Annotated in this window: 11 protein-coding genes and 1 tRNA gene; 6 read left to right on the top strand and 6 right to left on the bottom strand. The window is 63.5% G+C overall.

The genetic code is table 11. The annotated features are described in order from the left end of the window. Positions 1 to 598 precede the first annotated feature (598 nt). Genes SINAC_RS04275 through SINAC_RS04265 form a run of 3 tightly spaced genes read right to left on the bottom strand, consistent with a single transcriptional unit; the run spans position 599 to position 4,964 of the window. On the bottom strand, positions 599 to 2,059 hold the full coding sequence (locus SINAC_RS04275; protein ID WP_015244461.1) for a hypothetical protein: 1,461 nt from the start codon (positions 2,057 to 2,059) through the stop codon (positions 599 to 601). Continuing rightward, positions 2,056 to 4,521, bottom strand: a complete 2,466-nt coding sequence (locus SINAC_RS04270) for a hypothetical protein (protein WP_015244460.1) — start codon at positions 4,519 to 4,521, stop codon at positions 2,056 to 2,058. The genes SINAC_RS04275 and SINAC_RS04270 overlap by 4 nt, the downstream gene beginning before the upstream one ends. Further along, positions 4,521 to 4,964, bottom strand: coding sequence for a hypothetical protein (locus SINAC_RS04265; protein ID WP_154673644.1), 444 nt, complete (start codon positions 4,962 to 4,964; stop codon positions 4,521 to 4,523). Before SINAC_RS04265 ends, SINAC_RS04270 begins: the two co-directional genes overlap by 1 nt. Before the next feature lie 424 nt (positions 4,965 to 5,388). On the opposite strand from SINAC_RS04265, the gene SINAC_RS04260 reads away from it, so the two are divergent. Next, entirely contained in the window at positions 5,389 to 5,643 is a 255-nt protein-coding gene (locus SINAC_RS04260; RefSeq protein WP_020465906.1) for a hypothetical protein, read from the top strand. Positions 5,644 to 6,071: 428 nt separating this feature from the next. Here the strand turns inward: SINAC_RS04260 and SINAC_RS04255 are convergent. Beyond that, a tRNA-Ser gene (locus tag SINAC_RS04255) sits at positions 6,072 to 6,160 on the bottom strand. Between the two features lie 481 nt (positions 6,161 to 6,641). Here SINAC_RS04255 and SINAC_RS04250 point away from each other — a divergent pair. Together SINAC_RS04250 and SINAC_RS04245 are read left to right on the top strand one after the other, a co-directional pair. Then, positions 6,642 to 7,253, top strand: a complete 612-nt coding sequence (locus SINAC_RS04250; RefSeq protein ID WP_015244458.1) for an RNA polymerase sigma factor — start codon at positions 6,642 to 6,644, stop codon at positions 7,251 to 7,253. After that, complete coding sequence (locus SINAC_RS04245; RefSeq protein WP_015244457.1) at positions 7,253 to 10,999, top strand: serine/threonine-protein kinase; 3,747 nt, start codon at positions 7,253 to 7,255, stop codon at positions 10,997 to 10,999. The genes SINAC_RS04250 and SINAC_RS04245 overlap by 1 nt, the downstream gene beginning before the upstream one ends. 115 nt (positions 11,000 to 11,114) lie before the next feature. Here the strand turns inward: SINAC_RS04245 and SINAC_RS04240 are convergent, their stop codons facing one another. Then, entirely contained in the window at positions 11,115 to 12,686 is a 1,572-nt protein-coding gene (locus tag SINAC_RS04240; RefSeq protein ID WP_015244456.1) for a hypothetical protein, read from the bottom strand. A gap of 455 nt (positions 12,687 to 13,141) precedes the next feature. Here SINAC_RS04240 and SINAC_RS04235 point away from each other — a divergent pair, with 455 nt between their 5' ends. The 3 genes from SINAC_RS04235 (at position 13,142) to SINAC_RS04225 (ending at position 23,711) form a co-directional block, all read left to right on the top strand. Beyond that, the gene (locus SINAC_RS04235; protein ID WP_015244455.1) at positions 13,142 to 21,328 is read left to right on the top strand and encodes an MG2 domain-containing protein; all 8,187 of its coding nucleotides are present in this window, start codon (positions 13,142 to 13,144) and stop codon (positions 21,326 to 21,328) included. Between the two features lie 294 nt (positions 21,329 to 21,622). Continuing rightward, complete coding sequence (locus tag SINAC_RS04230; RefSeq protein WP_015244454.1) at positions 21,623 to 23,071, top strand: RNA polymerase sigma factor; 1,449 nt, start codon at positions 21,623 to 21,625, stop codon at positions 23,069 to 23,071. 163 nt (positions 23,072 to 23,234) lie between these two features. After that, positions 23,235 to 23,711 carry an NIPSNAP family protein gene (locus SINAC_RS04225; RefSeq protein ID WP_015244453.1) on the top strand — a complete coding sequence of 159 codons (477 nt, stop codon included), beginning with the start codon at positions 23,235 to 23,237 and terminating at the stop codon, positions 23,709 to 23,711. 80 nt (positions 23,712 to 23,791) lie between these two features. Here the strand turns inward: SINAC_RS04225 and SINAC_RS04220 are convergent, their stop codons facing one another. Next, positions 23,792 to 25,333 carry an HD-GYP domain-containing protein gene (locus SINAC_RS04220; RefSeq protein WP_015244452.1) on the bottom strand — a complete coding sequence of 514 codons (1,542 nt, stop codon included), beginning with the start codon at positions 25,331 to 25,333 and terminating at the stop codon, positions 23,792 to 23,794. Between the last annotated feature and the right edge of the window lie 346 nt (positions 25,334 to 25,679).

The raw sequence follows: 25,679 nt of genomic DNA, 5'->3' as shown, positions 1-25,679 counted from the left end.
ACACTGCATCTCCCAACGCCGCCCCCACAGCGCCCTGTTTTGGAGACGTCTTTGTCTCCAAAGCAGGGCGTCCCGCATTCTCGAAGAAGTGTTTTCATCCCCAAAAAATTCATTAAATATATCACATCAATAGCTATAAAAAAAACAATCATTCACACACGAATCACGTGATATCAGGAAGGCGCCGCTGGGGTTACCCTTGGCGGCACAACTCACAAAGGATGGGACCGATCTGATGCCTCAGCCTTCTGTAGAAGACTTTCCGGCAGTATGTCGACTCCCACCACACAAGGGAACAAGCTCTGCCATTCGTGCACAGGCTCCTCCTTCCTGCCCCAAGGTGCCTTCCCGGAAAGAGAAGCTAGCCTTTGACACTGGAATGGACGCCGGATCGCTCGAAGCTCTTCGGGACAGCCTCAGCTTTCACCGAGGGTTTGTGGAGCCAGAAAGGTCAACCTCTCCAGTTGCTCGTGGATTCACTGAACATGCCCGGATTGTGTCCGACTCTCGACCGGCCTCTTCATTTTTCCAGGGTTTTCGCGGCCCTCACCGCTCAACCTTCGGAGATGCGATATCCAGTTGTGTCCGGATGCCTGGTTCAAGAAATGGCAAGTAAACGCTCCCGAATGGTCGACACAAAATGGATGCAAAGCTGCTCAGGACACTGCTCGCCGAGTTCCTTCAGCACGGCTTGAACCAGCGACTGGCTCAGGAACGTGTCGTTGTTCGACCAGAGCTTGGCGGACTGCATGCGAGTTCGTGCATCGTTCATCAGTTCGGGCGTCGGCTCGTTGTGCGCGACGTCGTTGCGGAGTTCGCGAATGTTGTTCTTCACGAGGGCGGCGTCGAACTTCTTCAATGCGTCGCTCCCGATGAAGTCATTGGCCAGGTGTGCGCCAGGACCGCCATCGCTGTCGTAGACCCAGTACCAAGCGACATCGGCCACCGTCTCTTTCAACTCGAACGGGCGCTTCCGATCTTCGTCGGTGCCATCACCTTTACGAAGGAGCTTGTCTCCCATCGGCGCATCACCGCTCTTGACCTTGAAGAAGCGGCGTTTGTCCGGATCCGAGGAACGCTCGATGCGCTCACCAAGCTTGTCCCACAGGGCCGCCTCGAAGACCGCCACTGTGCCATGAACAGCTCGCGGGATGTCCTCTGCGCGAAGCGCCAGCTCGACGCGCACCGCCGCCCGCACCGCCATGCGATGGTGGCTCAGGACGGCGAGGTCGCAGGCCGTTGGCAGCGGCAACGACGACGCGAAGCGCGCGAGCCACTTGATGACCTGCGTCCACTCTTGATCGGGCACGCCTTCGAGATGGCTGACCGCACCCCATGCGCCAAGGAGGCTGCCTTTCTCGACGAGCGAGAGCGCGTGCCAACGCGCGCGGTAGCCCGCTGCAGGGTGGAACTTCTCCTCCACGACGCGATCGTCTTGCTGGGCGCGGTCTCCATCGGGCACCTCCAGCGCGGTGACGGTCGGGCCGCCGACGGCGTGCAGGCGTACCAGCTCGTTGATTAGCTCGTTGGCAGCAGCCAGGCCGCCGGTCGTGGCGACGAAGACCTTGTCGTTCTTCGTGAGTTGCTCGACCTGCTTCTTGATGGCGTCCGAGAGCATGGCGACGATGGTTCGCCGGACGACCGCGTCGACATCATTCGAGGGGTCTTCAAGCTGTTCGGTGCCGGTCAAGAACGCCACGCGAATCACCTGGTTGACGCCACGATCGTGAAGGCGGCGTTCCATGATTTCGCCCGACAACCGAGGATCTCGTGCATCTTGCCGAACGGTCTCGAAGATGAGTGCCGATGTCGGCGGTGCGTCACCGAAGTGAGCAAGCACGGCATCCAGCTTCGGCGTGCAGAGTTTCACATCGCCATCGGGCAAGGTCTTGATGAGGTCTCGGCTCCTCGTGCTCGGTGCGTCGACCACCGACCACGAACGCTCCTTGATGGCATCGTGCAGCGTGCCGCAGGTGTTGCCGTCGAGCTTGTGTCGCTGGTCGTTCACAACGAGTTGCGCGTCGGTCTGGCCAGCGGTCATGACGAGCAGTGTCTTCATCGCGCGCCATCCTTCTTGTAGCGGCGGTTGCGCGAGTGCTCGGCGCGCAAGCCGGTGTGGAAGGTGTAGATCTGCCCGTCCTTGCGTGGGTAATCCGCAGCGTTCGGGTGGTTGCGACGATGGATCGCCAGCCACTCGTCCTGCGTGCTGGTCTTCTGATGGTTGGTCTTCACCCAGTCGCCGAGATCCTCTTCGGGCTTCAGCGTGGGGGTATCGCTTACTTCATCAAGGAGCAGGAGCGCCTTGGCCTCAATGCGCACGCTTCCCCAGCCAAGCGGGCGAGCGTAGCCGAGCTTCGAGCAGTAGCCGTCGGTGTGCGTGCCGCCGAGCACGCCCTTGAACTGGTCGGGGCAGAGGGCGACGAGGATCGCCGCGATCTCGCTCGCATCGAGGTCGCGGAAGCGGACGGTGAAGCGGAACTTGCGCTGCGGCTTCGACGCCTCGAGTGCCAGCGTGCTCCGGTCGTTCTGCTTGTTCGCGTCGAAGGCATCCTCTGCTTGGGCGTTCCTGCGATCAAGATAGAACTTCCGGCCCGCAAGCTCGCCGGGCGCGTCATAGCCAGCAGCGTCGCCATAGGTGACGAGCATCGCATTGTCGGAGGGACGCGATTGCGGGTGATGCGGCTGCTTGAGGTAATGCTCGACAGCACTTGGCCGGGGCATGCCCAACTCCTTGAGGAAGGTAGGCTTCAGGAAACGGTCGTCGTCGCTCTCGTTCTCGCCGACGACCTCGAGCCCCGCATTGACGAAGACGCGTCCCATGAGCTGCTCGTGGTCGCCTTTGCCGATGCCCACGCTGCCGTCGTTGTCGCCCGTGTAACCGAAGAGCCGACGCACGGCCGAGAGCCCCTTCGGAGCCCTGTGTTTGTCCTCCTCGACTCCGTCAAGCTTGTGCTCGCCGTCGAGAGGGAAGAGTCCGTGACGTTTGAGCTTGCCACCGGTCTTGCGGACCGAGTCGGTGTAGGCCCAGCGGTAGTAGTAGTGCCAACCGAGCGAGACGATGCACTTCTTCTCGGTATCCCACTCGACCCAGACAAGATCACCGGGCTGGAAGACCTCGTTCTTCGCGGCCTCCAGGATGCGGTCTCGTGCAACGTCGCCGGTGACGGTGTTGGGCACATCGGGGTGACGCTCGGAGAAGTGGCCGTGGCCGAGGTCGACGAGGTGCCAGACCGTTGCTAGGTAACCGTCCTGTACCGTCTGCGAGACCGTCGCCGTCTCGGTCGGCTGGCTCGGATTGACGGTCAGCTTCTCGTGCAGGTCGCGCTTGGAGTTGAGCTTCTCGCCCGCGCCCTGGCCGCCTCGGTACGCAGCGCCGTTGCCGTCGTCGAAGCGGTAGTAGTTCTCGTTCTGCTTGCTCAGCTTGTCGTACCGAAGGTTCGTCGGCAGCAACTCGAGCTTCGTGGGCACGCGAACCTGGGGCTTGTCGTCGATCGCCTTTATCTCGACGCCGTCGTTCGGCACGCGAGCGATGCGCGCGATGAGCCTCGGGTTCGGCTGGTTCGGAAAGAGCGAGTTCGGGCGGTACGAGTACGAGCGCTCGGCGACGCGTTCCATCGGCGCACCGAGGAGTGCGCCCAACTCGTGGCGCAAAAGCCCCTTCAGCGAGTCACCAGGGATGACGACGGGACGCTTGCTCCACGGCGCGCGTAGCGGGCACAGCACGGACTTCGAATCGATGCTCCAACCGGCGCTCTGAATCTGAACATCGACGATGTGGTCCTGCACTCGCTTGATGTACTTGCGACGGTCGTCCTCGACCTTCTGCTGCTTCCTTTGCTGCTTCTGTTCGTCGGGGTCGGCGGCGTCTGGATAGACGGCGCGTGCGGCCGCTTGGACGACTGCAGCGCACTCGTTGCGACTCACCTTTCGGAAGGGAATCGCCCACGCCTCCTCGCTCTCGTTGAGCGTCTGCCGTTCCCAGCCCACGAGGAGCGGCGTCTGCGTTTCGAACTCGAAGCGGATCTCACCCGAGAGACGGCCCGTGCTGCTCGTACCATCGTGCCAGATGGGGGCAGAGGTCGTGAGTTCCTTGGGGAGCGCGACGAAGCCGTAAGGCTTGCCGGGGAGCGGTTGAGCATTCGTCGTCGGCCCAGCAGGCCGATTTCCGTGTTGCGGGCGCTGCTGGCCACTGCCACGTTGATGCTGTCCGCCACGCTGCTGCTGAAAGCTTCCCTGTCGAGGCTGCTGCGTAAGCTTCGGCGCAGCGCTCGCGGCGATAGTCGTATCGCCACCAACGATCTTTTCAAGCCCCGCGCCTCCGAGCTTCGCGCGCACCTGCTCGATGTGCGTGTCCCTCGACGCGCAGATGATGAACTCACTCACGACGTTGGTGCCGACGATGTCGAGGTGCGGCATCCCGAGCTGATTGCTCTTCAGCTTGTTGATCACGCCTTGATCACGCGGTTTGCCGTCGAGCGTACGAACGCGGATGCGGTGCTGCTTGTCGGGTTTGCTGGGCATCAGCGCTGCTCCTTGGTAAGGGTGAAGCCGAGGATTTCGTCGCCATCGTGCCACTCGCGCAGGAGCACGTTGCCTTGGCCGGTGTTTTCCGAGGAGAAACGCTGGAAACCGTGCAGGCGTGCGGGCGTATGGACCGCGCGTGCCTGCTTCGCGTCGTTGGCCTTCGACGTGAGCTCCTCGATGAGCACAAAGCGGGGGCCGTTTGACGTACGAACGGCTCGCCAGACCGCGTACTCCGCGTAGAAGGCGACCTCATCGACCTGGAGCTTGTCGACTTCACTGGGCCACGCGTTTCCGAACGTCGCAGGCGGTGTGTGTAAGTCGAGGTCGATGGTCGGATCGCACCACCACGCGACGAAGCTGTTGCCGAGCGATGTCTTCGCAAGCTTCACGGCGTTACCGAGAGTGAGAACGTCGGCAACTTCTCCGGCCCTGGTGCGCACCCACACGTCGATAGCGTCAGATCGATCCAGGAAGGTGCAAGTCGGGCGAGAGACACTCGATGGGCGGATGGGTCGTCTCTGGCGAAGATCTATCCCAGTTGGTACGCCCGAGAGAAGGACCGCCACGGGGTCGTGGTGCGGGTGATCCGCTACAAACTCGATGATCCACAACGGGTCGGCCACGAGGAAGAACACATTCTGCTGACGAGCCTGCTGGACGCAGAAGAATTCCGGCAACAGAACTGATCTATCTCTACCATGAGCGATGGGAAGAGGAGCTCACCTTCGATGAGCAGAAGACGTATCAGGACCCTCGTCGAGCCAGCAAGTCGGCGAATTTGCGGAGTGAAACTCCCGCCGGTGTGGTGCAGGAGTTGTACGCACTCTCAATTGGCTCACTCCGTCATCCGCAAGGTGATGTTCGATGCGGCACACAGCGGATCTCAACCCGGACCAACTCTTATTCACCGGCTGCTTTCAGATCCTGATCACGCGCCTGCCCGAATGCGAGGGGAGCAGCGTTCAATCGATCCAGGACTGGTACGCCCTGTTGCTCTGGGAGGTGAGCCAGGAAGTTCTTCCGCCTCGCCGCAACCGGATCAATCCCCTGGTGATCAAACAGAAAATGAGCAACTGGGCCAAGAAACGCCACCCACCACCGCTGACGAAAACCATTTGAATGAATCTATACGTTACGGTTTGTTAAACGGTATTGGGGCTAGTAGTCCAAGACAGGGTGTTCCTTCAGGAAGTCGTACACCCACGAGCCAAGTGGTGGATGGTCCCCTGCCGGACTAGCCGGCGAAGGGCAACGTCCACAGCCTCACGGCTGCCGATTTCAAAGAAGTCGCTGGGACAAAGACCGTCCCTCGCAACGGCTACGAATGGCCGCAACGATCCTGAAATCAATGGCTTGCGGCGACTTCTTGCGCCCGCTCATGTAAGAAACAAGAAGCCATTTTTCTTACAGAATCAAGCGTCGGAAGGTAGGAGGAGCTGGTCGGCAAGAAACAGCCGCAACCCATTATTGCAATTACATTTTCCAATCAGCACACGGAAAGAATGCCCGACTGAAGCAACGCGAACGCAACGTCAACGCAACATGAACGGAGAGGGGGGGATTCGAACCCCCGAAGGGCTTTGACACCCTTAACGGTTTAGCAAACCGTCGCTTTCGACCACTCAGCCACCTCTCCCGCAAGCAGTATGTCGCCACAATGGTCTGGCGGCGACATTTGAGTTTCAAACCTTACCAAACACAGGCCGCAGGCGTCAATCGGAAGATTGAAAAAGAGCCAGCGACGTCAGGGACTCGCGCCGAGTTCGACCCGAGCATATCGGCCTCGGGTGAAGGCGGCGGCCGTGAGGGGCTTCCGACGCTCGATTCGGGTCGGTGGTTTTGGTCGACATCGTCATATCATCACTGGCTCGGTTTGTGGCCGCGCGAACGTCAAGGGGTTGGAGAGCAATCCGAAAAGTGCAATTCCTGTGGTTTCTTCGAGAAATCTCACAATTCCAACGACGTTGCACGCAATCAAAAAGGCCGGCTTCGCCTTGGCCATGCGGGGAGACGATTGCCAAGACGAGTCTCGGAAGGTTAGGTTAGGGGGCTGGCGCGGGAGGAGAAGCAGAGCCGCGGCGCCTTGTTCGCGGCCTCCACGAGGGAGCCAAGGGATCATGTCGGTCGGCGACCCGATCCGAAGCGAACGCGAAGAGGGCGACATCCCCGAGTTCCTGGCACGGATCCAGGCCGGTGATGAGTCAGCCGCCCGCGAACTCTTGACGCGGTACGAAGCCGAGGTCCGGCTTGTCGTCCGCAGACAATTGCCCCGGCTGCTCCGGTCGCGGTTCGACTCGCTCGATTTCCTCCAGAGCGTCTGGGGAAGTTTCTTCCGGAGAGTCCGGACCGGCCCGACCGAATTCGAAGATTCACGACATCTTGTCGCGTTCCTGGCACGTGCTGCGAAGAATAAGGTAATCGACGAGTATCGCCGTGCCGCCAGCCGGAAGCAGGATATGCATCGAGAAGAGCCGCTCTGGGTCGAGGGGAGCCGGCCCAAGGACCTCGCCTCCACCATCGACTCGCCCAGCGAAGTCGCTCAAGCTCGTGAGGTCTACAGTCGACTGCGCGACCTTGTGCCCGAGGATCGGCGCAACGTCGTCGAATTGAAGGCCGAAGGGCTCTCCAGCAAGGATATCGGCCAGCGACTCGGCATCAGTGAGCGGACCGTCCAGCGGGTCTTGGAGGACCTTCGTCGGCGGGCGCAGTCGGAGTTGGAGGGGACCTGATGAGCCTGTCCACCTCGGGCCGGACGTGGGAGGATGCCTCGTCCCCCGTCGCCGTCCACGTGGCCAGGCGGTTCGAGACCGCCTGGCGCCGCTCGAAAGGCCGGCGTCCCGAACCTGACGACTTCCTTCCGCCCAACGGCCTCGATCGCCCCGGTGCCCGGCTCGCCCTTCTTCGGGCCGACATAGCCCTGCGCTGGGAGGCCGGCGAAAAGGTCATGGTCGAGTGGTATCGCGACCGATACCCCGACCTCGGCGACGAGACCCTGGTTGCGCTCATCTATGAAGAGTTCTGCCTCCGTGAGGAAAACCAGGACACCCCCGACCCGGCCGAATACCGGGCCCGATTTCCCGAGGTCGCATCCCGTTTGCGACGCGTCTTCGACATCCACGGACTGGTCGGCTCGGGGCAGACAACCACAACGCATGCCCATTCCGTCCCGGAGATTCCGTACCCCGAGGCCGGACAGACGATCGCCGGCTTCCACCTCGTCGAGGAGCTGGGACGAGGGGCCTTCGCGCGGGTCTTCCTCGCCGAAGAGCGGCAGCTCGCCGATCGGCCGGTGGCGCTGAAGGTGGCGCGGTCCGGTTCGCGAGAACCGCAGACCCTGGCCCGGTTGCAGCACACTCACATCGTTCCGGTGCACTCCACACGGACCGACCCGGCGACGGGCTTGCACTTGCTCTGCATGCCTTATTTCGGCCGGGTCACGCTGGCGACTCTCCTGGCCGACCCCGAAGTGAAGTCCGCCCGCACGGGGGCCGTACTGGTCGAGGCACTCGACCGACTCGGCACCGAGAAGGCCCCTTCGGGACGCTCGAACGGGCGGATCGCCCTGGCGCGACGGTCGTATGCGCTGGCGATCGCCTGGTGGGGCGGGCGGATGGCCGAAGCCCTCGAGCACGCGCACGAACGAGGGGTCTTGCATCGCGACGTCAAGCCTTCGAACGTCCTGGTCACGGGCGACGGCATGCCGATGCTCCTGGACTTCAACCTCGCCAGAGAAGCAGTAACCGACGATCCCGACTCGGCGGCCAGCACGCTCGGCGGAACTCTCGACTACATGGCCCCCGAGCATCTCGAGGCGCTGGCCGACGGTATGGGCCGTCACGTCGACGCACGGTCGGACATCTACGGCCTGGGCGTACTCCTCTATGAGAGCCTGATGGGGGAGCGGCCGTTCCTGACCCCCAAGGGAGCACGGTCGGCGGCCGAGCTACTGCTCCTGGCGGCCGAAGAGCGGCGGGCCGGAACCCCCTCGCTCCGGAGCACGCACCCCGAAGTGCCCGCCGCGCTCGAAGCGGTCGTCCGCCGCTGTCTTGCCCCTGAACCCAAAGACCGCTATGCCACGGCGGGCGAGTTGGCGGCCGACCTTCAGGCGGTCGCCGACGATCGCCCTCTGAAACACGCACGCGAGCCGCTTCCCAGCCGTGCCTTGCGCTGGACGCGACGCAATCGTCGAGCGCTCGCGATGGCCGCGCCGCTACTCGTGGTGGTCGCGGTGCTGGTCACGATCCTCTTCAAAGTGCAGCTCGATCGGGAGCACCGCGTTTCCGAGGTTGAGAACCTCATGCAAGGGGGAACGACCTCGGCCAAGAACGAAGACTTCCGCACGGCGGTCATGCAATTCGACACAGCGAGCCGGCTGTCTCAGGGTCGGCCTCACCTCGAGTCTCTCTACAAGAAAGCACGAGAGCGAGCTCGGCTTTACGAGCGGACGGGCGTGATCCGAGCCAATGCCGACACCCTGTTCCGGGATGCCGAGCCCTTGCGATTCCGCCTGACGCTCTTCCTCGGCGACTTGGAGGTGGCGTCCCAGCGGCTCCAGGAAACGCTCAAGCCGTTCTATGTGCTCAATAACCCCGACTTCACGACGCTCCCCGACCTGGAGATGCTCGACGATCGTCGGCGAAATCGATTGCACAACGAAGTCAATGAACTCCTCTTCTTGTGGGTCGCAGCCGTAGCCCGCGATCCGGCTGACCAGCCGGATCGGCTCCGAGACGCGACGAAGCTCTGCGAACGCGTGCTCGGATTTGCCTCGCCCAAGGATCCGTGGCCCAAGGGCCCTTGGAAAGCGCTACGCGGGATTCTGGCCGAGCGGCTCGGAGAACCGGCGATCATCAAGGACCGCGACAATGCCCCCAGTACTGAGGATTCACCCCTGACCTGCTTTCAGTGGGGCTACATTCGCGAGATCGAAGGCAAGCGCAGCCAGGCGCTCGACTGGTTCCGCCGCGCCGCCTGGAATGAGGAGAAGAACTACTGGTATCACTATTACCTGGCCTATCTCGCAGGCCTCTCCGGGTTTTCCGAGGAGGCCCTGAGAAACTACGGGTCGGCCGTATCACTTGCGGAAGACTCTCCCTGGGCTCGTCTCGGTCGCGGCCAGCTCCTCCGCGAGCGTGGGGCTTTGGCAATGGCCTGGACCGACCTGAAGACAGCCGAGACTCTGTTCGAGGCCCTTCAGGACAAGCGGAAGGAACGCGACGAGGGGATCGAGCTCCGGCTGACGCGACTGGCCTTGGGGTTCGTCCGCCAGCGCCAAGGAGACCCGATCGGCGCGCGGGCGGAATACGATCGGCTGATCGCGGCGAACCCCGATGACAATCCGGGACGCGCTGCGCGGTTGAACCGGGCGACCCTCGACGCCGCCGCAGGAGCCATCGAACAGGCTCGGGATAGCTACGATTCACTCGTCGCCTCGGATCCAGACGACCTTTCCGCCCGGCAAGGCCGCGCCCTCCTGGCACTCCAGGCGGGCGAAGCACGCTCGGCCGAGGCCGATTTTTCGGAACTGGTGCGGATGACCCAAGGGCGCAACGATCAGTATCTCGCCAATCGGGCCATGGCGAGGCTGCTCCTAGGGCGCGTTGAAGAGGCCGAGGCCGACGCCAAGGAGGCGGCCCGGCTCAAACCATCGCCCGGACATACGCGGCTCTGGACCCGAATCTTGCTGGCGCTGGGCCGGGTAAATGAGTTGCCGATCGACCGCCCGGACGAATTGGCGAGGCTCCCCCTTGGAGGTCTGGCACTGATGGCCGACCTTCGTAAGGGGGCAGACAGACTTGAGCCGATCGCGGTCGGCAACGGGACGGCGGCGCTTCGGGCGAGTCTGACCCGCGCCTTGCTCTTGGCCGCGGTTCGGGATCCGGCCGCTGAGCGGGTGGCGAATCAGGCCGTCGCATTGGCTCCGCTCTCACCGCAGGTCTATCTGGTCCGAGGTCGGGTCTACCGCTGGCTCGGCGCGGCCCGAAGGGCCGAGAGCGATGCCGATCGCGGGTTGGAACTCGACCAAGACGACGTTCGTCTGCTGGAATTGCGGGGGAGGGTGAGGATCGAGTCAGGCAAGCCTCGCGCAGGCCTGGCCGATATCGATCGGGCGATCCAACTCGGCGCCGGGGCATCCCTTCGCGGAGCAAGGGGCGAGGCGCTGCTCGCCCTGGAGGACACCCAGGGGGCACTCCGCGAGTGGACAGAGGCGCTGCGTGATGACCCCGAAGATCCTGGCGCCTACCTCGGCAGGGCGCGAGCCTATCTTCGGCGCGGCGAGTCGGACCTGGCGATGACCGAACTCGAGCAAGCTTCCGCCTGGGCGGGCGACCAACCTGGCCTTAACCTTACGCTCGTTCTCGTCTCAGCTCGCTGTCTGCCCGGGCGACCCGACCAGATTCCTCGAGCCATTGCGTTAGCCAGGCGTGCCTGGGGATCGCGCCGCGCGATCTGGCCTCTCTTCAGCGAGTTGTGACGGATCAACCGTCATGGCCAAGCCGGTTTCCAAAAGAACAGGCTTGGGCGAGAAGATAAGGGAAGCTGATGCTCCCCGCTCGCCTGGAGATAGGCAACAAGCCGAAACGGCCTGCTTATCGGCCTTTGAAAGCCCGGCGGATCAGGCGGAGACGGAGCAACGGCCGCTTCGGGTCGAGGAACTGAAGAGAAGCGACGAGGTCGGGGAGGACCAGACCGACCCCCAAGGCGAAGGCCAAGGTCAGGCCAGGCACAACCGACGACCGAAGGGGCCGTTTCGAGGCCCGCGTCTGGGAAGAGGAGGTTGAGGAGGGTTGGTCGTCGGCCGCAAACGAAGGCTTGGTGGCCTGAACCTGGGTCACGACAGCCCCTGGGGCCCGAGTCGCTTCGACCGACTCGGTCTCGTCGGCCCCACCCTTGTCCTGTGCCGTCGTTGAATTTGAATCGGTCCGTACGGTTGCTGTTGAACCGGCGATCAGCGCCGTCGCCAGGAGAGGAAGTCCACCAGGGCCTCGCAGAGTGACAACCTGAACGGCTTCGCGCTCGTCGACAGGGACAACCTGCCGAGGCCTGAGGTCAACATTTTCAAGATCCCGAGCCGGGTCAAACGCAGCCAGGTCGGCCTGCGCCCCCTCATGCTGATCGACCGGGGGCACCGAATCGGGCGCGGCGAGTACGCCACCCAAAGGGGCCGTCGAGCGCATCGGCAACCGCCCGACAGCCACCGTCAAGGAGATGGCCCCGGAACTTTCCTCTCGGGACGGCCCCTCATACGGCAAGGGCCACTGGCCCGCAGGCGGTTGAAGATTGGCGTTGGGATCAGGACTCCCAGGGTTGGCATCCGGACCAACAGGAGGGGGTGGCGAGACAACGACAACGGGGCCTGACGAAATATTGATCGTATTCGCGGAAGGATAGGATTCGTAGGGGTTCCCCTTGTTTTGGGGCAAAGCCGGCGGGGATGGGCCACATAACACAGGCGGAGCTAACCAGTTCCGCGTGACTTCCAAGGTGTAGGGATAAGAATTGACGCCTGCCCCGACGCTCGAACTCTCTATCCCCGTAGACAGTCCGATCTTCACGAAAAAGGACGAAGGCTTATCGGACCAGAGGTTGAGTGCGAACACAAACGTCTGAGCTGGGTCGGTGGGCCCATAGCTCGCGAATTCTTTGAAGTTCGTATCGAAAAGTTGGAGGGTCTCGACGACCGGCTGATTATCCCAGGCCGACTTGAGCGCGAAAATGAACGAGGTTACGCCACTTTCGAGGCGTACCTCAAGTACGTCTGAACCCATGCCCAAGCTGAGGCTTCCGTTCACTTGTACGGTCTTGGCATCTGGCAGGAGATGGATCTTGTCCCAATCGCCGGGCACCGCGACCTGGTACATCGCGCTCGAGCTCGATATTGCCGAGCTGTAGTCCACCGAGACAGTGAGAAGGGTCGAGACCGGCTCCGCCTCATCTCCACTCGTTCCCATCGTCGAGAGCAGCCAGCGCGGCTCGAGCGATTCGACCCGGAATCGAGCGCGATGCCGGCGCGGTCGGGTTCGCTCGGACCGCGAGTCCGAAGTCCCCTTCCAACGCTGTAGCCAGCTCAGTCCTTGGAACGCGGCAAGCATCCGTGGCACCGTGGGGCGATCAGTCGTCAGACGTTCATCACATCCGAACGGAGGATTGGCCAGCCCCATTCATGGAGCATCCACCTCCCCCGTCGTAAGACCTTAACGAATTTCGCTGTCGGTTCCCGACACGAAAATCTTGATTTCACAGATTCGACGCCTAAAAAACCATCGAAAGTCCAATACCGACATCACTTTGCAGAAAATTTTCAGGACCAAAAATTCAAAGCCTGCTCGACTGGAGCGTCGCGGTCGTCTCTTTCTTTTCGAGAGAAAGGCGTCTAAGGATAGTGGGACGAGGACGTCAATCTCTACATTGGGGAGCGGTGTCCCGATCGGGCTTCGTGCGCCTGGGCCTCGACCACCTCTCCGCAAGCATTCCGAATCAAAGGGCAGGGGGAACGGAGTTTCCTCGGCGGAAGTCCAAAAGACAAAAGAGAGACGTCGAGCGCCCGTCAACACCCTGGTTGTCGCCACGTCATTTCCAATCAGACTCAGAGATTTCGACACTGGAGATCACTGCCGTGACACCTCGCAACGGCCAAGGCCTCGTCTGGCTCGGTGGAATCCTCCTGGCGCTCATCGTTCTGGAGCCGGGCGTCCGCGCCGCGGATCCACCGGGGGCGAAGCCCACGACATCGCGGCCGATCACTCCCCGCGCGGCTGTTGAACCGGCCGCGCCGGTCTTGCCCGCAGAGGTGGTTGCGGCAATGCAGGACGGGCGGTTCGCCGAGGCCGGCACGGCCCTCACAGCGCTCGCCGAGAAGGCCAAGACTGACGAAGAGCGGGCGTATTATGCCCTGATCCGCGGAGTCGCCGAACGTCTCGGGGGACAAGGTGACGCCGCACGCCGAACCCTCGCCACAGCGCTCGAGGCCGCGCCCCAAGGGCTTTGGGCCGCGAAACTTCGAGCCGAACTGGCGGCCGCCGAGCTCGCCGCCGGACACCCCGACGCCGCAGAGGCCCTGGCACGCGCCGAGGCCGAGACGCTGCTCACCGGCGACCGCAAGGACCGCCTCGCCGAGGTCTATCACGCCTTCGCCCGCTCGCTCCTGAAACCCAATGACCCGGTCACGCCGGCCGACCCCAACGGCGCTTACGACCTGCTTGTGCAAGCGCGAGCGTTGGCCAAGGGCGAAGCGCTCCGCGCCAGCCTCTTGCTCAGCATGGCCCGCGCCAGTCAGGCGGCGGGGAACGCTCCGCGTGCGATCCAGGACTTGCAGCTTTATCTGAAAGAGTCGCCCAAAGGGGCGGACCGCGTCGAGGTGCGTTATCGCCTGGGCGATGCCCAGCGCCATACAGGCCAGGCCCTCGCCGCGCGCCTGACCTGGGCCGATCTCGCCGCTTCCGGCAAACCGCTCACCAACAAAGGCGAGGACGACTACCGGGCGCGAGCCCTTTACGGCGTGGCCCTGACCCATGGCATCCCCAAACCTCCCAACGACGCCAGCTTGAACCTGGGCGTCGCGGCCCTCAAGCGATTCCTGGCCGAATACCCGGCTCACACGCTGGCCGTGGAGGCCGCCTACCAGGTCGGTGCCTCCTACCTGGCGCGAGGCAAGGGGCAAGAAGCGCTCGACTCGCTCAAGGCCTTCCTCAATGAAGAAGGCTATCGTGCCGAGACCGACGAAGCGAAACGGGACCTCGCCCGCCTCTTGATGACGGCGACCTATCAGGTCGGCCAGGTCTTGCAAGGGCAGGAGAAGTTCGACGAGGCGATCGCAGCCTGGCGAGGGTATCTCGCCAAGTTCCCCGACGGTCCCCAATCGGCCGACGCCCAGCGCGCCATTCTCGACACCCAACTCCTGACCGCCGCCGAACACCTACGCCAGGGCCGTTACGCCGAGGCCCGCGCGGCCTGGCGAGCGTTCGCAACCGTCAATCCGCTCGATCCCCGCGTGCCCCAGTTGCTCTACGAGATTGGCGAAAGCTCCGTCGCTGAGAAACAGTACGACGATGCCATCACCGCCTGGGCACCGCTCCTGAGCAAATTCCCAGGGAGCGAACCCGCAGCGCACGCCCAGTTCCAGATCGCCACGATCTTTGAGAACGAGAAAGGGGACCCCGAAGCCGCCATCGAACGCTATAAGAAGGTCGCGGTGGAACCGTGGCGGGCCCGGGCGCTCGAACGGGTCGGCGTGATGGAAGCCAAGGCGCTCACGATCGTCACCCCCCGCGCGTTCCACACCGGCGAAAAAGCCAAGCTCAAGGTCAATACCCGAAACCTCGAGTCGCTCACGTTCACCGCCTACAAGCTCGACGCCGAAGCCTACTTCCGCAAGAAGCACGTCCTCGGCGGAGTCGAGTCGCTCGACATCAGCCTCGTCCAACCCGACGCCGAATGGACCGAGCCCGTCCCCGGCTACGCCAAATACAAGCCGATCGAGAAGGAGTTCGAGCTCGAGAAGGTCAAGATCCCCGGCATCTACGTGGTCAAGGTGACCGACGAGAAGTCGCTGCAAGCGACGACGCTCGTCATCGGCAGCGACCTCGAGGCGATCGTCAAAACGTCGAATGAGCAAGTGCTCGTCTTCGCACAGGACGTGGCGACGGGCAAGGGACGTGCCGGTGCACGGGTGATCGTCGCCGACGGCGAGGAAGTCGTCCTCGAGGATAAGACGGGGGCCGACGGCGTCCTCCTGAAGACCTGGGACAAGCCACGACAGCCCGGTACGCAGCTCCATTACCTCGTGCTGGACGGCACGAGTGCGGCCGGATCGGGCCTGGGCGTCCCGGATAAGGTGTCGCAAGGGCTAACAGCTCGCGCCTACCTTTACACCGACCGACCGGCGTACCGGCCCGGTCAGCAAGTGGCGATCCGAGGGGTCGTCCGCGAGGTGGTGAACGGCCAGTATGCCGACACGCCGGGAGCCGAGTACCGCTTGGAAGTCTCGGACAGCCGAGGCCGACGGATCGTGGCCCGCCCGGTCAAACTCTCCGCCTTCGGCACATTCCATGAAGAGCTTCCGCTCGACAGCGGAGCACCCGTGGGGACGTACCAGGTCCGGGTCTACCAGCCGGGCGCCAGCGACTTCTCCGGTCAGTTCGAGGTGCAATCGTACCGACTCGAAAAACTCGACCTGGCGTTTGACATCAAGAAATCGGTCTACTTCCGAGGCGAGACCATCGAGGCCGACGTCGTGGCGCGCTACCAGTACGGCGCCCCGGCTGCGGGCCGGCCGATCATCGTACAGCTTCCCGACGGCCGCGTGGTCCGCGGCTCGACCAACGGCGAAGGCAAATACCACGTCGAGTTCACCACCGAAGGATTCGCCGAAGAGCAGGCACTCCAACTCATGGCGCAATTGCCCGAGGACGGTGTCGGGGCGGTGGCCCGGGTGATGCTCGCGGTCCGTGCCTTCTCGATCGACTTGAAAACGGCGCGTGACGTCTACCTGGACGGCGAATCGTTCCCGCTCACCACGACGACCAGCGACGCGCAAGGGAAGCCAATCGGGGAAACCCTGAGCGTTGCCGTTCTGAAGCGAGTGACGCTGGCCGGGCGCGTCACCGAGCGTGAAGTCCTCCGCAAGGAGGTGAAAACCGATCCCGCGACCGGGCGAGGGGAGACCACGCTCAAGGTCGACGACGATCAAGGCGGGGCCTTCATCGTCCGGGTCGCTGGTGTGGACCGGTTCGGCAACCCGGTCGTGACCGATCGGGCGCTGACGATCTCCGGGAAGAAGGACGAGACCAAGCTCCGCATCCTGGCCGACCGCCAGACTTTCAAGGTGGGCGAGGAAGCCACGGTCAACCTCCACAGCCGAGGCCGAGCCGGCACCGCGCTGTTGGCCTGGGAGGCCGACCGCATCCTGAGCTACAAGGTCGTCACGATCGTGGACGGCGACAATGCCGTCGCCTGGGCGATCGACGGCGCTCAGTTTCCCAACTTCACGTTGACCGCGGCGCGGATGTCCGGGACCCACTTCGACGAGGCCCGTCTCGACGTTCGCGTTGAGCGCGACCTGCGGGTCAAGATCCAGCCGACAAAGCCGGCCGTCGGGCCGGGCGAGGATGTCGAGGTCGAGGTCACGACCGAAGATCAGCTCGGCCGGCCGGTCGCGGCCGAGGTCGCGCTGGCCTTGGTAGATGAGTCACTCCTCCGCCTCTACAACGACAACCGGCCGCCGATCGGCCAGTTCTTCTACAACCAGACACGCACCGGCGCGTTCACAACAGTCTCCACCAACACATTCAAGTACGCGCCAGCGACGACCCCTGTCTCCGAAGCGGTGGTGGAAGAAGCCGAGCGAGATGCAGCCCTCTTGGCTAATGAGGCAGGGAAAGTCAAAGTTCTTCTAGAGGCCCAAAACCAGGCGATCGCCGCGGCCCCAGCGGCTGCACCTCCCTCCACCCCGGACCTCTCGCCTCAGTCTTCCCAAAAAAGCTTCTCCCAACTCAACGGTTCTCTAACGGTGATTGACGGTTCAGGCCCTGAGGGTGCCATGAGGGGAATGATGCCTGGCATGATGGGGACCGATAAGAAGGCTGACGCGATCGATTTCTTTGCAAACCCTGACCCGGCATCAAAAAATATGTTCTGGGGCTATACCCCCGACCTCGCAGCAGGGGCGGTTCCAAACTCCAATTTTGCCGACATCCGGGACGAGGATCGAAAGCCTGGTTCCGAGTATAGCAAGCGATTGGGTCGAGCCAGAAACCCGATCCAGGTCCGCCAGCAGTTCGTCGAAACGGCCTACTGGAACCCGAGCGTCATCACCGATAAGCTGGGCAAGGTCAAAATCACCTTCCCCGCTCCGATGGCGTTATCACGCTATCGCTTCTCGGCCCGCGGCGTCTCCGCCGGTGATACGCTCGTGGGCCAAACGACCGCCGAGTTGGCCGTCCGCAAGGATTTCTTCGTCGACTTGAAGGCCCCGGCCACTCTGACCCAGGGAGACAAACCCCGGTTCCTGGCCCGGCTGCATCACGTCGGTGCCGTCGGTAAGGCCACGCTGAAGCTAGGCATCTACGCTGGGGGCAAGGACGAGGTCTTCCCCAGGACGATCGAGGTCAAAGCGGACGGCGTTGACGAAGTCCTCTTCGAGCCGTTTGAAGTCCCCGACGCCGAGAACGTCCGGCTGACCCTCTCCGCAACCCTCGGCGCAAGCAAGGACGAACTGGTGGTCGAGGTCCCGATCCGGCCTTGGGGCGTACAGTCGTTCGCCTCGGCCTCGGGCACCGCCAGCGACGATGCCACGGTCTTCGTCGGCCTGCCGGCAGGCCGGACCTATGAAGGGTCCGAGATGCTTGTCGTACTCTCGCCCACGCTCCGGCGGATGCTCATCGAACTCGCCTTGGGGCAAGAAGCCTACCCGCTGGGCGTACGAGTCAACACCTGCATTTTCCCGCCTCCTCCATCGACGACGGCCGACCGCGCAGGCGAGCTGCTGGCAGCAACGCAGGCCCTCAGCTACTTGAAGACCATCCGTGCGTCGAAGGCTCCCGAAGCGGAGCGACTGACCTCGCGGATCCGTGGTCTCGTCGCCGAGCTGATCGCCGCGCAAGGGGAAGACGGTGGCTGGCCCTGGGTGGGCGGACCGATCATTGCCGAAAAGCCCGCGAACCCGAGCGACCGGGCCACCTCGTCCCGAGTGGTCTGGGCCCTGGCGACGGCCGAACCGCTCGGTCTCTTGACCGACCCCGGCGCGCTCGCCAAGGCCACCGCCTATCTGACCCAGGAGCTGGCCAAGCTCGGCGCGACCGACCACGAAACTCGCGCCTTGCTCCTCCATGCCCTGAGCACTCGCAAAGCCGCCACGTTTGAGCAGGCCAACGCCTTGCACCGGCTTCGCCAGGGTCTTTCCGACGCCGCCTTGGCCTACCTGGCACTCACCTTTGTGAACCTCGACCGGGCGACGATCGCGGCCGAGGTCCTCGACGTGCTCGGCCCCCGCGCCAAGTCAGAGCCGGCCGAACCGGGCCATCGCCGGCGCAGCTTCTGGGCCGGCGAAAGCCGTTTGCCATTCAACAAGGGGCCGGTCGAAGCCACCGCTCTAGCGGCCCTCGCCTTCGCGCAAGCGAGGCCGCAAGCCCCGGTGATCGCCGAGGCGACCGACTGGCTCCTGGCGCACCGCCAGGGGACCGGCTGGCAGCCCCGCAAGGCACAAGGGCCGGCCCTGGCCGCCCTGGCCGCCTACTACGGCCGGGCCGAAGCCGCCGAGGATCGCTATCAGCTCGTCGTGACGGTCAATGACACCGAGGTTTCGCGGCTCGATGTCGTCGGCCCCACCGAAGGTAAGGCCATCCTGGTCCCACGTGATGCCCTGAAGCCGGGGGACAAAAACCGAATCCGGTTCGACGTCGAAGGCCGAGGGACGTTCGGCTACGCCGTTACCCTGACCGGCTTCACCCGCGACCTCGCCCCCGACCAGGACCGGGCCGGCCGGACCGCGGTCATCAACCAGCGGGTCTACCTCCCCGCGCCGCCGGAACTCGACGGCAAGGAATTGCCGATGGGCTTCGGCGTGGCCGTCGACGCCTCCCAGTTCGAAAACAAGGCGAGCCAGGTCGCGGTCGGCGGCAAGGCCCGGGTCCGGATCGACGCCTTCCGTAACCTCAAGGGGGCGGTCCCCGAGTGGGAGCGTGACTTCCTGATCGTCGAGGAGCACCTGCCGGCCGGCACCACCCTGATCGAGGGGTCGGTGCAGTCACAGGCCGGCTCGTATACCCTGGCCGACGACGTCCTGACCTTCTACTTCGCCCCCAACCAGTGGCCCGGGGCGATCCAGTACGACGTCTACGGCTATCTGCCGGGACGCTATCGCGCCTTGCCCGCCTCGATCCGAAGCGCCTACGAACCAGGGCAGTCGCACCTGGGACCGGCCGGCGACCTCAAGGTTCTGGCCCCGGGCGAGGCGAATACCGACCCCTACAAGCCCACGCCCGACGAGCTCTTCGCCCGTGGCAAGGCCCAGTTCGACGCCGGCCGTCTGGCAGAGGCTGCCGACCCGCTCGGCCAACTCTTCGGCGGCTACACCCTGCGTGACGACATCGCCAAGGACGCGGCCCGGATGCTCCTCTTGATCCACATCCGCGAGTACGACGCCCGCAAGGTCGTCCAGTACTTCGAGGTCGTCAAGGAGAAGGCCCCCGACCTGGTCATCGGCTTCGACGACTTGCGGGTCATTGGCCGGGCCTACCGCGATCTCGGCGAGTTCGAGCGGGCCTATCTCGTCTGGCGCGGAGTGGCCGAGGCCAGCTACCTCGAAGACGCCAGGGTCGGGGAGGTCCTTCGCCAGCGTGGGAAGACATTGGAAGGGGTCGCCTACCTGATCGGCCTCTGGCGTGAGTATCCCGATTCAGCATCAATCGATGCCGACTTCTTCGGACTCTCCCAGGTCCTCGCCCAACTTGCCGGCAAGGCCGTGACCGACCCCGCGCTGCGTCGAGAACTGGCCGACGCCGGAGTCACCCGTTCGGAGTTGCTCCTGCAAGCGATCCGCCTGATCCAGGCCTCGCTGGCGCGAACCCCGAAGAGCCCGCTCGCCGACGAGGCGAGCCTTGCCCTCGTCGGCGCCTTCCTGGAGCTGGGCGATGACGAGGCGGTCGTCAAGCTCTCCGCCCGGTTCGCCAAGCTCTATCCCAAGAGCACGTTCCTCGACAGCTTCCAGTACAGCGAGGCCCTCGGCGACTTCCACCTGGGCCGGTACGACCGGGCCATCGCGGTTGCCGAAGCCATCGCCAAAGCCACGTATAAGGACGCCAACGGGGTGGAGCAGCCCAGCCCGAACAAATGGGAGGCGACTTATATCCTCGGGCAGATCTACGACGCGCGGCGGCAGCCGGGCAAGGCCCTCGACTACTACCGCCAGGTCGCCGAGCGGTTCACCGACGCGGCCGGGGCGGTCCGTTCGTTCACGCGGAAGGACTTGAAATTGGCAGAAGTGACGGTCGTCCGCCCCGTCGCTCCCCCCGAGGTCGCTGCCGGCCGAAGCGGACTTCGCGCGGTGGCCCCCACCGATCCCAAGGATGTGAAGGGCAATAAGCCGGGGGTCACGCTCGACTATCGCAACGTGGCCGAAGCGGAGGTGAAAGTTTATCCGGTCGACCTGATGCGTCTCTACCTCACCCGGCGCAACCTCGACCAGATCGCCGGCATCGACCTCGCCGGCATCACGCCGCTGCTCGAGACCAAGCTCACTCTCGGTAAGGGGGAGGACTACGAGAACCGAACCAAGACGATCGAGCTCCCGTTGGAGAAGGAAGGGGCTTATCTCATCATGGTACGGGGGGATGAGTTGTATACTTCGGGGATCGTTCTCGTGACCCCCTTGGAAATCGAGGTGCTCGAAGAGCCGGAGGCCGGCCGCGTCCGTGTGACGGTCCGCGACGCGCGGACCAAAGACTTCGTGCCCAAGGTTCAGGTGAAGGTCATCGGCGGGGAGAACGAAGAGTTCGTCTCGGGCGAGACCGACCTCCGCGGCGTCTACGTCGCCGAGGCTCTCCGCGGCTCAGTCACTGCCGTCGCGCGGCGAGGGACCGCGCAATACGCCTTCTACCGCGGCACCACCCACGTCGGTGCTCCCCCCGCACCGCCGACGGACAATAAACTCTCACCGGCTCCGAAGCCGGCCGAAGAGCCCTCGCAGTCGCTCGACGATAACCTCAGGATTCTGAACAACTCGAACCAGATGCGGCAGATCGAACGGCTTCAGAACCGGTATAACCAGGCCGCACCCGGGGGAGCCGCCGTGAAGGGATTCAAATAATCTTCCCGCTGGAATGAACCACGGGCCGGGTCGATCTGGGGTGTGGATCATACCTCAGGGCGGCCCGGCCCTTTTCGATTGAGCAAACCCCAAAAAAAAGTTGGAACGAACTCGCGTACCAGGGCATGGTGAAGAGAGAGACTTGTGGTGTCGTGCCCTCAAATCGGGTGGACTCGACCAACCAAGGTCTTACCGCTCCAGGCGAGCGGGGAACACGAGCTCCCTGTCTTCTCGGAGTGAGAAAACGAAAGATAAAGGTGGGCCGGGCTCACCCTACCAAAGAGGATCGGGGTCATGGCCAAGAGCGAGTCACCCGCTGTTCTTCGCGACGTCCAGACACTCTTCAGCCTGGGAACGCTCCACGGCCTGACCGATGCGCAACTCCTGGATCGGTTCCGGTCAGGGACCGACCACGGCTCGGAGACGGCATTCGCCGGCCTGGTGGCGCGCCACGGTTCGATGGTTTTGGGAGTCTGCCGGCGGGCCCTGAACGATCCCCATGACGTCGCTGACGCGTTCCAGGCAACGTTCCTGATCCTGGTCCGCAAGGCGGAAACGGTCGAGGCCAGAGACTCACTCGGCCGCTGGCTCTACGGAGTCAGCCGGCGCGTGGCGGTCCGGGCGAAACGCACCGCCGCGCGGCGAACAGCCCGTGAGGTCAACGGTGTCGAATCGCTGGCCGTACTGGCTCCCCCAAAGCAGGACAACGACCTCCCCGTCATCCTCGACGAAGAGATCGGCCGACTGCCAGAGAAATACCGCGATGCGGTGATCCTCTGCGACTTGCAAGGTCTGAGCCAGGAGGAAGCCGCACGTCAACTCGGTTGTGTGGTGGGAACGGTCAAGAGCCGGCTGAGCCGCGGCCGTGAAAGATTGCATTCGCGGTTAATCCGCCGAGGCGTCGCCCCCGCGATTGCGGCGTGGTGCGGCGATTCCGTCGCGACCGAGGTGCCGGCCGCGATGGCCGAGGCCACGGTCAAAGCCGCGATTCGGTTCGCGGCAGGTCAAGCAGGAGCCGCCGGGGCTGTCTCGGCGTGCGTCATCGAGCTAACCCAGGGAGTGCTCAGAGCCATGCTATTCACAAAGATGCGAGTCCTCATCGCGACCTTGGCCACGATCGCCGCCCTGGCGACAGGCGCGGGCGTGCTGGCACGACAAACCACGGCTCCTGAACCTCAGGGAGAGCAGACCGCAGGTCGAGAAGAACCACAGACAAAGGACTCAGGCAACAAATCCAAGACCGTCATCGAGGCAGGAGCCATCATCGACGACCCAGCCGGTAATGATGAAGAACCAGCCGATCGCGCAGACACACTTCAAATCGACATCGAATTGCTGATCGACGAACTTGATTCACTTAAAAAGGCATATTCACAACATGTAACACTTGACTTCCAGCTTTTAGGAGGAGGGCTTGGGGGGGGGCGTATGGGCCCATCCCCTGAGAGGGATGAGCAACTAAAAGCGACTCGGAGGCTCCAGCGTGAGAACACCTTGAACCTCCGCGAGACCTATCTCGAGAAAAGTAAGGAACTGAAGCGAAAACAGCGAGAATTGCACAAGCTTCTCGGCCAGAAGCAATCCAGCGTCCGGGCACAACCCATCAGGCCATCGGGATCTTCCACAAGCCGGTCTTCGGCCGCCGCTCAGGCGAAGGCCTCGCCCGCAATTGAACAGCGTGTCAGTGACATCGAGCATAAGCTCGATGAAGTCTTGAAACTGTTGAATGAATTGAAACGCTGAGAGTCGAGTGGTGGCGTCTCGGCATGGCTCCCCAAACGCTCGCTTCCTGGCATTCAACCCCGGCAAAGGCCAGGCCCGCCGACCACGGCGGGCTTGAGTCGCGCTGACCGCCGGGCTATAACCGGACGATGCGTTTCCATTCCTCAAAAGCGGGAGAGCCTCGATGATTCGTGCCTTGACGTTGGGTCTGCTACTGGCCGCTACGGCCGCCTCGGGGTTCGCGGCCGAGCCGAAGAATGATCAGGATAAGACCAAGACCGAGAAGGACGCCAAGGAGGAGTGCGATTGCTGCGATACGGGGGCGATCAAGGTCTTCGAGTTGCGGACGTACTACACCAACGAAGGCAAGCTCAACGCCCTGAACGCGCGGTTCCGCGACCACACCAACCGCCTGTTCAAGAAGCACGGCATCACGATCGTCGGCTTCTGGACCCCGCAGGACAAGGAAAAAGGGAAGGAAGACACGCTCGTCTACCTGATCTCGTTCCCCAGCCGCGAGGCCGCCGCCGCGTCGTGGAAGGCGTTCCAGGCCGACCCCGAATGGCACAAGGCTCGCGACGAAAGCGAGAAGGCGGGAAAGATCATCAAGAAAGTCGAATCGATCTACCTCGACCCAACCGACTATAGCCCGATCAAGTGAAAAATGAGCAGCCAAGGCCTCGGGGCAACGCGAAGCCCGGCTTCTTCAACGAAGCCGGGCTTCTTTTGATCTCTCGATCATCAAGGGCGGCCGAGGGTGTCGTTGACGACGATCTTCAGGCTCTCGCCAAGCCCTTTTTGGCGAATGTGCTCGACGTCGGCGCGGCAGGCGTAGAGGGCGTCAACCACGTTGGGGTCCCATTGAACGCCCGAGCCCTTTTTGAGGATCTCGTCGATCTGCATCGGCGTCAGCCGCTTGCGATAGGGGCGGGTGCTCGACATCGCGTCGAACGAGTCGGCCACGGCAAGGATCCGCGCTTCAAGCGGGATCGCGTCACCGGAGAGGCGCGAAGGATAGCCGTTGCCGTCGAGGCTCTCGTGGTGGTGCTTGATCCCCGGCAGCAGGTGGTGCAGCTTTTTGAGGTCGGAGAGGATGTGGACCCCGATCTCGACGTGTGACTGGATCAGGCGGTATTCATCGGGCGTGAGCGGTCCCGTCTTCTTGAGGACGCTGTCGTCGATGCCGATCTTGCCCACGTCGTGCAAGAGCCCCATCAGGTAGAGATCGCTCCGCTGGTTGGCCGTCATGCCGAGTTCCTCGGCCAGCCGCACCGCGATCCGGGCCACGCGCTCGGAGTGACCCGAGGTATACGGGTCCTTGGCGTCGATGGCCGAGGTCAAGGCCCGGATCACGCCGAAGAGGAGCTCTTTCAAGTCGGCATAGAGCCGGGCGTTGGTTTGTTGGGTCGCGATCAAGGAGGCAACCGGCTGGAGGATCTCCACCTCGGTCGCGGTGAACGGACGACCGTCGAGCGGGTTGAGGGCCAGGAGCCAGCCGGTCAACCCCTGGCTGTCGGCGGCGACCGCGGCCAGTCTCCGGATCGCGATCGCAGGAATCGGTGCCGGTTGATTGTCGACCTGAACCAACTCGTTCTTGGATCGAGGAATCAAGCCGTGGCAGTCGCCGGCCTTCAAACCGGCCACCTCACCATTGAGCATCACCGGCTCGTGGTGGTGGCAGGGGACCCAGGCCACCGCCTCGACGCCCATCGCCCCGCGCAACGCACTGAGTGCCAGATGCTGGAATCGCTCCGGCGGATCGGAGATCTTGAGTCGGCGGATCAAACGGGCAATGAGTTGGCGTTCGCCTCCTTCAACCCGAGGGCTGCCCCCCGCGAGCATCTGAGAGGCCGCTTCCCCGCGAAGCTGGTCGGCCACGACCTGCCCCCAGGCCCGCAGTGCCTGCGGCGGGCAGACCGGTCCCCAGGAGACTGCGATATCATCGGAGACCGAAGCCGCGAAGCCGGCCAGGGCGATCAGGCTGCCCCCCTCGGGCCGAGTGACCGGAAGGGCGAGCCAAAGTGGTCCGGATTCGTGATCGGGACGCCAGACCACCGCGTGTCCTGGTCCGAAACCCTCTGCAACCAGCGCGGCGATCAGATCGTGATCGGGGTGGGGGAACCGTCCGGCATCGGCCCCCACGAGCACGCACCAGTCTCCCACACCGGGGTCGAGCAGGCCGAGCGGAGCGTTGAACTCGTGGGCGAGCCGAGCCGCCAGTTGGCGGAGATCGGTCGTGTCAGACGAGTCGTTGGTCCTGGTTCCTGTCATCGTCGCGGGCATTGAACGTGTCCCGTACATCCCTGGCGTGTCGATCGTGTGGATACTCGCCGTTTCGCACACCCACACCTTAGAGCCTAGATCACGCCTGCCACCACGGCCACTCCACACCATCCATTTGGTCGAGAAGTAAAGTCTAAGACCGACACCCCAGACCGTAATCCTCCGATTTGGACAATTCTCCGGTCCCGGTCTATAGCTTATTAGATAGGATGGATACCCTCGGTGCAAGCGAGGTCGAAGCGGATGCCTCCTCTATGCGGCGATACGCTGTCAGTATCACGGATCTCCACTTCCGTCCTCGGGAGAAAAGGGTATCGAAGACCCACTTGGCATGGGGATTCGATTC

Source organism: Singulisphaera acidiphila DSM 18658, assembly GCF_000242455.2.
Lineage (GTDB): Bacteria > Planctomycetota > Planctomycetia > Isosphaerales > Isosphaeraceae > Singulisphaera > Singulisphaera acidiphila.
This window is presented reverse-complemented; position numbering and strand designations above follow the sequence as displayed.

Coding starts and splice junctions, on each gene's coding strand:
- SINAC_RS04245 (WP_015244457.1), top strand. CDS start 7,253: ATGAGCCTGTCCACCTCGGGCCGGACGTGGGAGGATGCCTCGTCCCCC.
- SINAC_RS04230 (WP_015244454.1), top strand. CDS start 21,623: ATGGCCAAGAGCGAGTCACCCGCTGTTCTTCGCGACGTCCAGACACTC.
- SINAC_RS04260 (WP_020465906.1), top strand. CDS start 5,389: ATGCGGCACACAGCGGATCTCAACCCGGACCAACTCTTATTCACCGGC.
- SINAC_RS04270 (WP_015244460.1), bottom strand. CDS start 4,521: ATGCCCAGCAAACCCGACAAGCAGCACCGCATCCGCGTTCGTACGCTC.
- SINAC_RS04250 (WP_015244458.1), top strand. CDS start 6,642: ATGTCGGTCGGCGACCCGATCCGAAGCGAACGCGAAGAGGGCGACATC.
- SINAC_RS04225 (WP_015244453.1), top strand. CDS start 23,235: ATGATTCGTGCCTTGACGTTGGGTCTGCTACTGGCCGCTACGGCCGCC.
- SINAC_RS04220 (WP_015244452.1), bottom strand. CDS start 25,333: ATGCCCGCGACGATGACAGGAACCAGGACCAACGACTCGTCTGACACG.
- SINAC_RS04275 (WP_015244461.1), bottom strand. CDS start 2,059: ATGAAGACACTGCTCGTCATGACCGCTGGCCAGACCGACGCGCAACTC.
- SINAC_RS04240 (WP_015244456.1), bottom strand. CDS start 12,686: ATGGGGCTGGCCAATCCTCCGTTCGGATGTGATGAACGTCTGACGACT.